13 protein-coding genes are annotated in these 12849 nt (G+C 66.6%); 10 read left to right on the top strand and 3 right to left on the bottom strand.

Annotated elements, in window-relative coordinates:
* Positions 1–4 precede the first annotated feature (4 nt).
* The 3 genes from ABHU32_RS04415 to ABHU32_RS04425 all read right to left on the bottom strand — a co-directional run bounded on the left by ABHU32_RS04415 (position 5) and on the right by ABHU32_RS04425 (position 3185).
* Positions 5–1576 (bottom strand): ABC transporter substrate-binding protein, encoded by a 1572-nt coding sequence (locus ABHU32_RS04415; RefSeq protein WP_346979109.1) that lies wholly within the window; start codon positions 1574–1576, stop codon positions 5–7.
* 4 nt (positions 1577–1580) lie between these two features.
* Entirely contained in the window at positions 1581–2114 is a 534-nt protein-coding gene (locus ABHU32_RS04420) for a hypothetical protein (RefSeq protein ID WP_195363984.1), read from the bottom strand.
* A 144-nt stretch (positions 2115–2258) separates the two neighbouring features.
* Complete coding sequence (locus ABHU32_RS04425) at positions 2259–3185, bottom strand: sirohydrochlorin cobaltochelatase (protein WP_346979111.1); 927 nt, start codon at positions 3183–3185, stop codon at positions 2259–2261.
* A 458-nt stretch (positions 3186–3643) separates the two neighbouring features.
* On the opposite strand from ABHU32_RS04425, the gene cobM reads away from it, so the two are divergent.
* From cobM to ABHU32_RS04475, 10 genes are read left to right on the top strand one after another with little or no spacing between them, the layout of a single operon-like run.
* On the top strand, positions 3644–4435 hold the full coding sequence (gene cobM, locus ABHU32_RS04430; protein WP_346979113.1) for a precorrin-4 C(11)-methyltransferase: 792 nt from the start codon (positions 3644–3646) through the stop codon (positions 4433–4435).
* Position 4436: 1 nt separating this feature from the next.
* A complete protein-coding gene (cbiD, locus tag ABHU32_RS04435) occupies positions 4437–5621 on the top strand; it encodes a cobalt-precorrin-5B (C(1))-methyltransferase CbiD (RefSeq protein WP_346979115.1) in 1185 nt (394 codons plus the stop codon).
* A complete protein-coding gene (locus ABHU32_RS04440) occupies positions 5614–5847 on the top strand; it encodes an SAM-dependent methyltransferase (RefSeq protein WP_346979117.1) in 234 nt (77 codons plus the stop codon). Before cbiD ends, ABHU32_RS04440 begins: the two co-directional genes overlap by 8 nt.
* Positions 5848–5889: 42 nt before the next feature.
* Positions 5890–6981: a cobalt-precorrin 5A hydrolase gene (locus ABHU32_RS04445; protein ID WP_346979119.1), complete on the top strand. Its 1092-nt coding sequence runs from the start codon at positions 5890–5892 to the stop codon at positions 6979–6981.
* On the top strand, positions 6981–7724 hold the full coding sequence (gene cobJ / locus ABHU32_RS04450; RefSeq protein ID WP_117769633.1) for a precorrin-3B C(17)-methyltransferase: 744 nt from the start codon (positions 6981–6983) through the stop codon (positions 7722–7724). Before ABHU32_RS04445 ends, cobJ begins: the two co-directional genes overlap by 1 nt.
* Positions 7712–8986, top strand: a complete 1275-nt coding sequence (gene cbiE / locus ABHU32_RS04455; protein WP_271738724.1) for a precorrin-6y C5,15-methyltransferase (decarboxylating) subunit CbiE — start codon at positions 7712–7714, stop codon at positions 8984–8986. Before cobJ ends, cbiE begins: the two co-directional genes overlap by 13 nt.
* A complete protein-coding gene (locus ABHU32_RS04460) occupies positions 8983–10365 on the top strand; it encodes a cobyrinic acid a,c-diamide synthase CobB (RefSeq protein ID WP_271738723.1) in 1383 nt (460 codons plus the stop codon). The genes cbiE and ABHU32_RS04460 overlap by 4 nt, the downstream gene beginning before the upstream one ends.
* Entirely contained in the window at positions 10358–11500 is a 1143-nt protein-coding gene (gene cobT / locus ABHU32_RS04465; RefSeq protein ID WP_271738722.1) for a nicotinate-nucleotide--dimethylbenzimidazole phosphoribosyltransferase, read from the top strand. Before ABHU32_RS04460 ends, cobT begins: the two co-directional genes overlap by 8 nt.
* Complete coding sequence (locus tag ABHU32_RS04470; protein WP_346979120.1) at positions 11497–12045, top strand: bifunctional adenosylcobinamide kinase/adenosylcobinamide-phosphate guanylyltransferase; 549 nt, start codon at positions 11497–11499, stop codon at positions 12043–12045. Before cobT ends, ABHU32_RS04470 begins: the two co-directional genes overlap by 4 nt.
* Positions 12042–12809 (top strand): adenosylcobinamide-GDP ribazoletransferase, encoded by a 768-nt coding sequence (locus ABHU32_RS04475; RefSeq protein ID WP_346979121.1) that lies wholly within the window; start codon positions 12042–12044, stop codon positions 12807–12809. Before ABHU32_RS04470 ends, ABHU32_RS04475 begins: the two co-directional genes overlap by 4 nt.
* The last annotated feature ends 40 nt before the right edge of the window (positions 12810–12849 follow it).

Below are 12849 nucleotides of genomic sequence, written 5' to 3' on the forward strand. Positions count from 1 at the left end.
GACGCTAGCCAAGCTTCCTCAGATAATGGAAGTCGCTCGCGTCATCGCCGGTGAACGCCCCGTGCAGCTCGTCGATAATGTCGGCGGTAGAAGTCATCTGCTGGTACATGTCGGCGCTTGTGACCCAGACGTTGCCGTTCTTTACAGCTTTGAACTGCGACAATAGCGCGTTTTTGCCTACGAAGTCGTTCAAGGTGGCAACCGATTCGTCGATGGTGCCGTTGTAGACGATGATGTCGGCATCCTTCGCCGTCGCGTAGAAGCGCTCCATTTCGAGCGTTACTGACGAACCTGACGTCGACGCCGTCTGCGCGTCATCGAGCGCGTAGCTGCCGCCTGCAAGCTCGATCATCTGCGCCACGTAGTCGCCCGCCCGCCGCGTGACGGCGGCCCCGTTCGAGTTAATGTAGAAATACGCCACGGTTTTACCTGACGACGCGAGCCTCGACGTTTGCTCGACGCGGGCCTTCTGCTCGTTGAACAGGTGCGCGGCCTCGTCTTCCTTGTCGAACAGGACGCCGAAAAGCTTAATCCACTCGACGCGCCCGAGTGCTTCGGGCTCGCTCGACGACTGTTCGGTGAGCACGACGAGCCCGAGCTTCTGCAGCTTTTCCTTCACATCGGGCGTGTGGTTGATCATGGTGTTCTCGATGGCGAACGTGCAGCCCGAGGCCGATATTCGCTCGTAGTCGGGCGCGCTGTACTTGCCGCCGTAGGCGATCGCCCCACTTTCGAGCGCGCTTTTGAAGCCCGCGACCGAGCAATCGTTAGCCTTCGTGCCCGACATTATGATATTGTCGTTTGCATCGAGCGCGTCGACCAGACACATCGTCGCCGACGACACGAGGTACACCTTGTCGGCGGGGCGCCTTATGACCGCGATGTCGGAGCTCAATCCATCAGGTACCTTCGCATCCTGCGGCACCACGAGGAAGCGCTCCCCGTTCGAAACGCAGATAAGCCGCAAGCCGCCTTCGAACTCGTCGACAGTGAAGTGCTTGGCGTATTCTAGCTGAAGCGTCCCCGTCGGCTCCCAGCCGCAGCCCAAATCGGCGTTGTGGAAGTCGGCCGCGGCGCTTGAAGCCGTTCCCGCAGGGGAGTCGTCGCTTGCATCGTCGCCCGTTTTCTTCTTCATGGTGGATGAGTCGAAGTAGAGCGTGTAGTCGATGGTGTGCGGCGTCGACATGGCGACGGTCTCGGCCGACACGGCGATGTCCTCGTCGAGCGTGACGGGTATTTCGAACGTGGAGTTGCCGCCGTCGTTTACGGGCGCGTAGTCTACGCCGTCGACGGTCATCTTGTCGTAGTTCGAACTCGACCAGGTGATGGTCGCGGTGTAGGTGTCGCCGTCCTTCACAATTGTGGTGGGTGAGGCGATGCTTGCGCGCCCTGACCCGCCGGAAAGCGAGACGCTCACAGTGTATTCCTGAGAGCCCGTCGTGGCACCGGTCGCGTTCGGGCTCGCACTGCACCCCGCGAAGGGAAGCGCGAGCAGGGCGACGAGAACGCAGGCGATCGCGCGCGCCGCGATGCTGCGGCGCTTTCTGCTTTCCCCCTTGGGAAGAATCGACCGCATGGCGTTACTTCAGCGCGTCGGCGCGCAGATCGACGCCGGCGGATTCGAATACGAGCGTGCGGTCGTACCACCGCTCCCTTTTAATGCTCCACGCGGCGCAGGCGGTGTCCTCGTCGAGCGCATCAACGGGCACGTCGTAGGTGTACTTGCCTTCCGCGTTTTCCACATAGGGGATAAAGTCGGCCTCGCTTGCGGCGGCAGCCTCGTCGCCCGTGCCCATGAAGAGCTTGCCGTAGCCCGTGCCGGAAAGTGTCATCACGCAGTGCATGGAGCCGTTTTCCACGATGAGCTGGGCGTCCACAATCCTGAACATGTTCGAGCTGGAATCTACGGTGATCGGATAGGTGCCGTCGGCCACCTTGTCGGCGGTGATGGGGGCAGCGCTTGCGCCCTCGGGCGCATCGGCCGCCTGTTCAGTTTTTTCTTGGGAATCGGCATCGCTTGCCTTTGCGCTGTCGATTGAATTTCCGCCGCAGCCGGCGAGCGAGAACGCGAAAAGCGCCGCCGACAGGGCGAAGGCGAGGGTTTTCTTTAACATGGAGGGGTTCCTTTCAATCGCTTCGACCGCCCGCGCCGTGCGGTGGGCGGGCGGGATGCGAATGCAACGGGCATGCGCCGTCAGTCGGGGAAGGCGCATGCCCGTTGCACGGGGACGCGACCGGCGCCCCCGTGCGCGGCGAGTTTACAGCTTGGCGATGGCGTCGTCCACGTGCGAGACGTAGATGTCGTCGACCGCGACGTTCTGTCCCAGACCCTGGAGCAGGCACGTCACTTCGAAGCCGGCGGCCACGAACTTCGCAGCCCAGCTGTCGGGGTCGGTCTCGTCTGCCATGTCGTTGTTCGCGTGGTCGCCCGCGACCACCATGAACGGCGCGAGCACGGCCTTCTTGTAGCCTGCGGCGCTCGCGGCGGCGATAACATCCTCGCAGGTCGGTTCAGCCTCGACGGTGCCGACGAAGAACTGCGTCAAGCCCTCTTTCTTAAACACTTCCTGCATCTTGGCATAGTCGGCGTTGGAATCGGCTTCGGTGCCGTGACCCATGAGGCACAGCGCCGTCTTGCCGTCGTCGAAGGACGCCATGTTCTCCTTAATGGCTGCGGCCACCTTCTTGTAGTCGTCGTCGGAGGTGAGCAGCGGGTCGCCGAGCGAGATTTTGTCGAACTTGTCGGCGTACTTGTCGAGCTCGTCTTTCACGTCGGTGTATTCCAGGCCACCCATGAGATGCGTCGGCTGCACGACGATTTCCTTCACGCCGTCTTCCACGCAGCGGTCGAGCGCCTCGGTCATGTTGTCGATCGTGATGCCGTCGCGCTTCTTCAGCTTGTCGATGATGATCTGCGCGGTGAAGGCGCGGCGGATGTCGTAGTCCTGCCAGTACTTCTCGCGGATAGCGTCTTCGATGGCGCCGATGGTGATGTGGCGCGAGTTGTTGTAGCTCGTGCCGAAGCTCGTGACGAGGATGACCGGCTTCACGGCCTTCTCCTTTTCACTCGATTTCTCGGAACTCGCGGAGGTGTTGGAGCAGCCCGCGAGCGCGACTCCGGCGAGCGCGACGGCTCCGGTTGCTGCGGCGCCCATGAAGCCGCGGCGTGACATCTGGTCGGACATGGTTTTTCCTTTCCTCGGTTTGCCGGTCCCCCGGCGACAGTTGCTTGTCGGCACAAGCGAAAGAAAAGCGCACCCCTCGGGGTTCACAAGGAGCTAACGCCACGGCGATGCCGTGAGGAAAAGGCGAAGCAGTCTGGCTTGGGGCGCGAGGCGGTTCGCCCGCGCGTCCTATACAGTAATGTCCCTTGCCCAGGATTCCCACCTGGTTCCCTCCGCAAGCCAGCGCGGGCTGTGCGGGCGCCGCGCCGGTCATTTCCTTTTATCCGATTGTCATATGCTCGTTGCCGAATCTTTTACTATGATAGTGGGCACTTGTGAACGTGTCAAAGCCAGGGCGGGCGGCATTGCGCCTTCTGCCTGCGTATTTGCGCCGATTGCCGCCGCAGGCGCCGTGTTTTGCCCGCTGCGCGAATGGCGGCGTAAACGGTTGCGATGAGAAACGGGAAGGGAAGGCTCGGATGATTCATATCGTTGGCGCAGGCTCGGGCGCCGCCGACCTTATCACGCTGCGCGGGGCGCGCCTTCTGCGCGCAGCCGACGTGGTCGTTTGGGCGGGAAGCCTTGTGAACCCCGAGCTGCTCGCTGAGTGCAAGGAATCCTGCATCGTCTACGACAGCGCGCACATGACCTTGGAGGAAGTGCTCGACGTGATGTGCGCGGCAGATGCGCGGGGCGAGGACGTGGTGCGCCTGCACACGGGTGACCCGTGCCTGTACGGCGCCATCCAGGAGCAGATGGACGCGCTCGACGCGCGCGGCGTGGACTACGAGGTGGTGCCCGGCGTGTCGAGCTTTTGCGGTGCCGCGGCGGCGCTTCGCCAGGAATACACGCTGCCGGGAATCAGCCAGTCGGTCGTGATCACGCGGCTTTCCGGACGAACCCCCATGCCCGCGGGCGAGGGCATGCGCACCATGGCGGAAAGTGGCTCGACTATGGTCATCTTCCTGAGCTCGGGTATGCTCGCCGAGCTTTCCGCCGAGCTTTTGGCCGCGGGCCGCAGCTCCGACGAGCCTGCGGCGCTCGTGTACAAGGCGACCTGGCCTGAGGAGCGCGTGGTGCGATGCACAGTGGGCACGCTCGCCGACGCGGGCGCGCGAGAGGGCATCGACCGCACGGCGCTCGTGGTGGTGGGCCGCGTGCTCGGAGCTCGCGGCGGGCTTGCGCACAACGGCGCGCAAACGGAGTCGTACGAGCGCAGCAAGCTTTACGACCCTTCGTTTGCCACGGGGTATCGGAAGGCGAGCAGCTAGCGTGGCCTTCGAGCATTACATATATACCGGGACGACCCGCCTGCGCTGCGGCTACACCACGGGGAGCTGCGCCGCGCTCGCGGCGAAGGCAGCCTGCGAGATGCTCTTGTCACGAAAGCCCGTCGGCCTCGTGTCGATCGTCACCCCTGGCGGGCTGCCCGTCGAGGCGAACGTGATCGACGCATGCATCGGCGAGGGGTGCGCTCAGTGCGCCGTGCGAAAGGACGCAGGCGACGATGCCGATGTGACCGACGGCGTGCTCGTGTACGCGCGCGTGGAACATGCGGGGTCGGGCACGGGTGCTGCGGGCGGCAAGGACGTGCCCGCGCGCGAATCGGAAGTTTCCGTCGATGGCGGCGTGGGCGTGGGGCGCGTGACGTTGCCCGGGCTCGAGCAGCCGGTTGGGGCGGCCGCCATCAACGCGACGCCGCGCGCGATGATCACTTCGGCGGTGCGCGAGGTGTGCGCCGCGCACGGCTTTTCTGGAAATATTGCTGTGACGATTTCGGTACCCGAGGGTGTTGCCCTTGCCGAAAAGACCTTCAACCCGCACCTGGGGATAAAGGACGGCATCTCCATCCTGGGCACGACGGGCATCGTCGAGCCGCGCAGCCTCGCTGCCTTGCGCGACAGCATCGAGCTCGAGATCCGGCAGCATGCGGCTATGGGGCGGCGCGGAGTTGTGCTCACGCCCGGCAACTACGGCGGGCAGTTCATCTCGGGGCATTTCCACCTAAACGGTGCGCCGGTGGTCTTCATCTCCAACTTTGTGGGCGATGCGATTGACTGCTGCGTTCGCGAGGGATTTACCAATGTCCTTCTTGTGGGACACATCGGCAAGTTGGTGAAGGTCGCGGGCGGCATCATGGACACCCATTCGCGTACCGCCGACTGCCGCGCGGAGATTCTGGCCGCCCACGCGGCCATGGCCGGAGCGGGCGCGAAGACCGTGCGCGAGATCATGTCGTCGGTCACGACCACGGCGGCGCTCGAGGTAATCGAGGCCGCCGGCGTGGGGGACGCTGCGCGCGCCTCGCTCGCTGCGGCAATCGAGGACAGGTTGCGCCGCCGCGCGGCGGGCGCATGCGACATCGCCGCGGTCGTGTTCGACGCCGAGCGCCGCGAGCTTTTCCGCACGTCGGGCGCCGATGCGGTTATCGGGGAATTGGGGGCGACGTATGAATAAAGGCGTGCTGTACGGGGTGGGCCGCGCAATCGGCTGGCCGGGGACGAAGGTGGTCATGAAGGCGCGCCGCTCGCTTGCGGACACGAAGCGCATTCTTCGCGAGGAGGGCGCCTTCGACGGTGCCGAGCTCGTAGAGGACTGTGGGCTTCCGGGCGAGCGCGTGTACCGCTCGCTCGACGATGTGCCCGATCGGGGCAGCTACTTCTCGACGATGGTGGTGCGCTAGATGAGGGTTTCCTGCATAGCGTTCACTGAGAGGGGGTATGCGTTGGCGGAGCGCACCGCACGCGCGCTTTCCGATTGCGCGCAGACAGGTGAAGATGACCCTGGCTGGGACGTTTCCGTTTCGCGCGGTTTCGGTGAGGGGAAGGCCGACCTGCGCGCATGGACGGCGCTCGCGTGGGAAGCGTCGGACGCGCTTCTGTTCGTGGGTGCGGCGGGCATCGCCGTGCGGGCGATCGCGCCGCATGTCGCCTCGAAGGCAAACGATCCCGCGGTTGTGGCGATCGACGAGGCGGGGCGCTTTGCCGTCCCGCTTTTGTCGGGGCATTTGGGCGGTGCGAACGAGCTTGCGCAAACTGTGGCACGCGCGGCAGGGGCCATCCCCGTCATCACCACGGCGACTGACGTCCGCGGCGTGTGGGCGGTGGATACGTGGGCGCGCCGTGCGGGGCTCGCCGTTTCGAATCCCGAGGCCATCAAGCGAGTGTCGGCGCGGCTGCTTTCGGGCGGGCGCGTGGCGCTCTATTCCGACATGCCGATTTCGGGACAGCCGCCTGAGGGGGTTGACATTGCTCCCGACCGCGCGCGGGCCGATATCGTCGTGTCGCCGTTTGCTGGCGCGAATGCAGGTGCGTCCTTTCGCGCGGCGGAGACAACGGGCGGGGTCTTGCCCGCCGGTGAGACGGGGAAGCCGGCGGGCGTGAGGGCGCAGGCGCCTGCGCCCGAGCCGCTTCGCCTTGTCGTGCCCTGCATCGTTGCGGGCATAGGATGCCGTCGCGGTGCGTGCGCCGAAGCGATCGGGGAGGCGTTTCTTCTCGCGTGCGGGCAGGCGGGTATCTCGCCTTCGGCCGTGCGCAAGGCGGCGACGATCGACGTGAAGGCGCACGAGGAGGGTCTGCTCGCCTTCTGCCGCGCGCGCAATATTCCGCTTGCGACGTATTCCGCAGATGAGTTGTCGCAGGTCGAAGGCAGCGTTTCGCCATCTGATTTCGTGCGCGCGACGGTGGGGGTCGACAACGTGTGCGAGCGCGCGGCGCTCGCGGACGGGGGCAAACTTATCTTCCCGAAGCTCGCTCACGGCGGCGTGACCGTCGCGTTTTCCAAGGTAACTATTAAACTTTCGTTTAAGGAGCGGTGATGGGAAAGCTCTTCGTGGTGGGGATCGGCCCGGGCGGCCCCGACGGCATGACGATTGCGGCCCGGCGCGCGCTCGAGGCGGCCGACATCGTTGTGGGGTACACAAAATACGTGGAGCTCGCGCTCGCCGCCGTGCCCGACGCGGCGCATCTCGCGACGCCGATGATGCACGAGGTCGAACGGTGCCGCCTGGCGCTTTCGCGCGCGCAGAGCGGAGAAGCCGTGGCGCTCGTGTGCAGCGGTGACGCGGGCGTGTACGGCATGGCGAGCCCCGTGCTGGAGCTTGCGGAGGACTACCCCGATGTAGACGTGGAAGTTATCGCCGGGGCCACCGCGGCTCAGAGCGGGTCGGCGGTGCTCGGCGCCCCGCTTGCCCACGACTTCGCGGTCGTATCGCTCTCCGACCTGCTCACGCCATGGGAGGTCATCGAGCGCAGGCTCGCCGCCGTGGCGAGCGCCGACTTTTGCATCTGTTTGTACAACCCGCGCAGCAGAAAGCGCGCCGACAGGCTCTCACGCGCGGCGAAGATTATGCTCGAATGGAAGGCCCCCGACACGCTCTGCGGCTGGGTACGCAACATCGGGCGCGAGGGGCAGCAGTCGGGCATGTGCAGGCTCTCCGAGCTGGGGGAGATCGACGCCGACATGTTCACCACCGTGTTCGTCGGCAACGCGGACACGAAGCTCGTAGGCGGCCGTATGGTCACGCCGCGCGGGTATCGGGAGATTCCATGCGAAAGGTAACGATTATCGGGGCGGGGCCCGGAAACCCCGACTTGCTCTCGCGCGCGGCGCTCGACGCGATCGACATCGCCGACGTGGTCATCGGCGCTCATCGCGCGCTTGCCGGCATCGACGTGCCGCCCGACGTGGTGAGATGCGAGCTCGTGAAGACGGCGGACATCGTCGCCGCGCTCACCGATGTGGCTTCGTGGCAGCGCGTCGTGGTCGTGATGACGGGCGATGTGGGGCTGTTCAGCGGCGCGCGCCGCCTGGTGGAGGCGCTCTCCGGCAACGCGCAGGTGGACGTGCGCGTTGTTCCCGGCATAAGCTCAGCGTCGTATCTCGCCGCGCGCCTCGCGCGTCCATGGCAGGATTGGCGCTTTGCGAGCGCTCACGGCGTGGCGTGCGACATCGTGGCCGAGGCCGAGCGCGCAGGTGAGCTCTTCCTCGCCACGTCGGGCGGGGAAGACCCCTCGCGGCTTTCGGGCGAGCTTGTGCAGGCGGGCTTCGGGGACGCGCGCGTGACGGTGGCCGAGCGCCTGTCGTACCCCGACGAGCGCATCACCTGTGCGACCGCAAGTGAAATCGCAGGTCAGACGTTCGACGACTTGAACGTGATGCTTATCGAGTTCGCAGTCGGCGCCGGGTCGCCTGCGGGTGCATCCCGCGCCGCGAGCTCCCGTTGGCCGTACGCTTCCTCGGGCATTCCCGACGAGCTCTTCATCCGCGGTGACGTTCCCATGACCAAGCAGGAGGTACGCGCCGTCGCGCTCGCGAAGCTGCGCCTTGCCGCGACCGACACCGTGTGGGACGTCGGCGCCGGCACGGGGAGCGTGTCGATCGAGGCGGCGCTCGTCACGCGAGCGGGGTCGGTATGGGCGGTCGAGCGCAACGCGACCGGCGTGCGGCTCATCCGAGAGAACGCGGATGCATTTGGGTGCGGCAACGTGCATGCGGTCCCCGGTGTCGCCCCCGAAGCGCTCGCGAAACTGCCCATCCCCGACGCCGTGTTCGTCGGCGGGAGCGCGGGTAAGCTTCCCTCCATCGTGGAGGCGGCGCTCGAGAAGAACTCGCAGGTTCGCCTGTGCGTGCCATGCGTCACCGTTGAGACGCTCACCGAGGCGTGCGCGCTCCTTTCGGGTTCGCGCTTTAAGGGGTTCGAGGCGTGCCAGGTGTCGGCCGCCCGCGCCGAGGCTGTAGGCTCGCACCATCTTATGAAGGCGCAAAACCCCGTGTTCCTCGTCAGCGCGCGTGGTGCAGGTGGGGAAGGCGGTGCCCGGTGAGCACGTCCATCCCGCGCTTCATGGTCGCTGCGCCCTCGAGCGGGAGCGGCAAGACGGTCGTAACGTGCGCGCTTCTGCGCACGCTCGCGCGTCGCGGCCTTGCATGCGCGGCCTTCAAATGCGGCCCCGACTACATTGACCCGCTCTTTCATCGCCGCGTCGTGGGTGCGCGCTCGGGCAACTTAGACGGCTTCTTCACCGATGCCCCGACGCTGCGCGCCCTGCTCGCACGCGGCGCTGCGGGCGCGGATGTCGCGGTGCTCGAGGGGGTCATGGGCTTCTATGACGGCATGGCGCCCGGCGTGGCCGATGCGAGCAGCTACCAGGTTGCGCGCGACACGGAAACGCCGGTCGTTTTAGTGGTGAACGGGCGCGGGGCGTCTTTATCGCTCGCCGCCGTAATCCGCGGCATCGCCGAGTTCCTGCCTTGTGCGAACGTGCGCGGCGTCGTGCTGAACAAGACGAGCGCCGCTGCCTGCGCCTACGCGGCGCCTGCGATCGAGAAGCACACGGGCGTCGCGGTTTTGGGGAATATCCCCGCCGACGAGGCGTTCTCGCTCGAAAGCCGGCATCTGGGGCTTGTGACCGCCGACGAGGTCGAGCAGCTCTCCGCGCGCATCGACAAAATGGCCGAGCTGGTGGAAAAGAGCGTCGACGTCGACCGCTTGCTCGAAATAGCGGCGACGGCACCCGATATCCGCGAGGAACCTTACCGGTTGGAGCCGATCGCGGGAGCGCGGCCCATCGTCGCCGTCGCGCGTGACGAGGCGTTCTCGTTCTACTACGAGGAGAACCTGCGCGCGCTCGAGGACCTGGGTTGTGAGCTGGCCTTTTTCAGCCCCCTGTGTGATCGTGAGCTGCCCCGGGGGACAAGCGCCCTCTATCTAGGAGGCGGCTACCCGGAGCTCCATGCGCAGCAGCTCTCCGAGAACGCGCCGATGCGCGAGGCGGTGCGGCATGCGGTGGAATCCGGCATGCCGACGGTCGCCGAATGCGGTGGGTTTCTGTACCTGCAGCGCGAAATCGCCGATAGCGAGGGGCGGCGCTGGCCTGTTGCGGGCGCCCTTGAGGGCGCAAGCGAGAACGGGGGAAGGCTGTCCCATTTCGGGTACGTGGAGCTCACTTCCCAACGCGACGGGCTCTACGGGCCGCGCGGCACACGCATCCGTGCGCACGAGTTCCACTACTGGCAGTCCACCTGCCCGGGCGGCGACTTCTGGGCGCAGAAGCCCCGGCGCGACAAGGGCTGGCCGTGCATGACGACCACCCCGTCCCTGGTTGCGGGCTTCCCGCATGTGTACTATCCTGCGAACCCCGACGTTGCGCGCGCGTTCGCGTCTGCCGCAGCGTCGTTCGCAGAGAGGAGACGGCATGGCTGAAGCAACTGAAACCGCGCTTGCCTGCATCCACGAGGAAGTCGAGCGCGCGTTCTCGTCGGCGCCGGGCGCCGTGCTCGAAGCCGCGCTCTCCCGGATCGCGCCCGCAGACGAGTGCGCCCGCGCCGCCGCGTACGCCGCGTGGGACTCCATCGCGCACCCCTTGGGGGGATTGGGCGACTTTGAAGACGCCGTCGCGCGTATCGCCGCAGCTCAGGGGAGCGCCGAGGTGGCCGAGTTTCCCCGTGCGCTCGCGGTATTCTTCTCCGACAACGGGGTTGTTGCCGAAGGCGTGTCGCAAAGCGGGCAAGACGTGACGCGAGCCGTCGCGCGCAACATGTGCGAGGGGGCCACGAGTGCCTGCCGCATGGCGGCGTTCGCGGGTGCCGAGGTCGTGCCCGTCGACGTGGGTATGGCCCGGGGCATAGAAGACGCGCGCATGGTACGCGCGAATGTGCGGCGGGGGAGCGGCAACATCGCGCACGGCTCCGCTATGTCTCGCGATGGGGCCGTGCGCGCGATCGAGGTCGGAATCGCCGTTGCGTGCGGGCTTGCTCGCGCCGGTGTGCGCCTTCTCGCCGCGGGCGAGATGGGCATCGGCAACACGACCACCTCGGCGGCGGTGGCCGCAGTGCTCATCCGGGCGGACGCGCGGAGCCTCGTCGGCCGCGGCGCGGGGCTCTCGGACGCCTCGCTCGCGCGCAAGCGCGACGTGGTCGAGCGCGCTATCGACGCGAACTCGCCCGATCCCGCCGACCCGATCGACGTGCTCTCGAAGGTGGGCGGATTCGACATCGCGGCGATGTGCGGCTTCTACCTGGGAGCCGCGGCCTCGAAGGCGCCGGCGCTCCTCGACGGGGTCATATCCTGCACGGCGGCCCTGTGCGCGGCGCGCCTGTGCCCCAACGCCTTGGGCTACCTCGTGGGCACCCACGCATCAAGCGAGCCCGCAAGCCAGGAGCTCCTTCGCGAGCTCGGCATAAAGGCACCCCTCGACGCAGGCATGCACTTGGGCGAGGGCGCGGGCGCCATGGCGTATCTGCCCCTTCTGGATTCGGCGCTGCGCGTGTACCGGGATGGGAAGACGTTCACGGCGACTGGCATGGCTGCTTACGAGCATTTCGAGGCCGGGAAATGACGGTGACGCTCGTCATCGGCGCCGCCGCGAGCGGCAAGAGCGCCTACGCCGAGTCCCTGTGCCTCGGGCGCGACGGCCCCCGCGTGTACCTGGCAACGATGGAGCCCTTCGGGGAAGAGGGCGCCCGCCGCATCGCGCGCCATCGGGCGCTGCGCGAGGGCAAGGGGTTTTCCACCCTCGAGCGCACGCGTGACGTGGGCGCCGCAGTGCCCGGGCTTCCGCGCGGCTGCACGCTTCTTTTGGAGGACGTGGGCAACCTGGTTGCGAATGAGCTCTTCGCGGAAGGCGGCTTGTCCCCACGTGACCCCGACGCTGCGGCGCGCGAGGTGCTCGGAGACATCGAACGGCTCGCTCAGGCCGCTGCGTATACGGTGGTGGTCTCCGTCGACGTGTTCGCCGATGGGATGCGCTACGATGAGGGGACCGAGGCATGGAGGCGCGCGCTCGCGCGCGTGAACGCGGGCGTGGCGGCGCTGGCCGACCGCGCAGTCGAAGTGGTATGCGGGATTCCCGTGTGGATGAAAGGCGAAGGACCTACAAGGTGAAGATAGCAGAGGCAATCGGCGCGGCGTTCGGAACGTTCTCGCGCATCCCCGTCCCGAAATCGGCCTGTACCGATTTCGGGTCAACCCATGCGCTTGCCGCGTTTCCCCTGGTGGGCATTGCGGAAGGCTTCCTCATGACGGCGTGGGGGTACATGGCGAACCTGCTCGGCGTGCCCGCGACCATCGTCGCGGCCGTGCTCGCGGCGCTGCCTGTGGCGGTGACGGGAGGCATCCACCTAGACGGGCTCTGCGACACCTCCGATGCGCTTGCAAGTTGGGCTCCGCGCGAGCGAAAGCTCGAGATCATGCACGACCCGCGGGCGGGCGCCTTCGGGGTCATCGGTGTTGTTGTGTACCTTATTTTGCAGTTTTCCCTGTTCACTGCGCTGCCGCTTACGGCGGGGGCGTTCCTCGCGCTTCTGTGCTCGCTCGTGTTCTCCCGCGCGCTTTCGGGACTCGCCGCTGAATGCTGGCCTGCCGCGCGGGCGGACGGCATGGCCGCGGGACTCTCGCCTGCGAAGAAGCGCGCGGCGATCGTCGTGCCGCTTTGCGCTTTCGCTGCGGCTTCGGCTGCAGGGATGGTCGCGTGCGCTCATGTCGTCGGCGCCCTTATGGCGGTGGCGGGGCTTTTGGCGCTCGCGTGGTACCGCCATGTTGCGCTGTCCCGCTTCGGCGGGGTGACGGGGGATTTGGCCGGATGGTTTCTGCAATGGGCCGAGCTCGCGATGCTTGCCATGCTGGTGGCGGGGGGCATGCTCCTATGATGCTCGTGGTAGGTGGTTCGCACTCGGGGAAGAGGGCCTT

This window comes from Collinsella aerofaciens (assembly GCF_039758965.1).
GTDB classification, from domain to species: Bacteria; Actinomycetota; Coriobacteriia; order Coriobacteriales; family Coriobacteriaceae; genus Collinsella; species Collinsella aerofaciens_BR.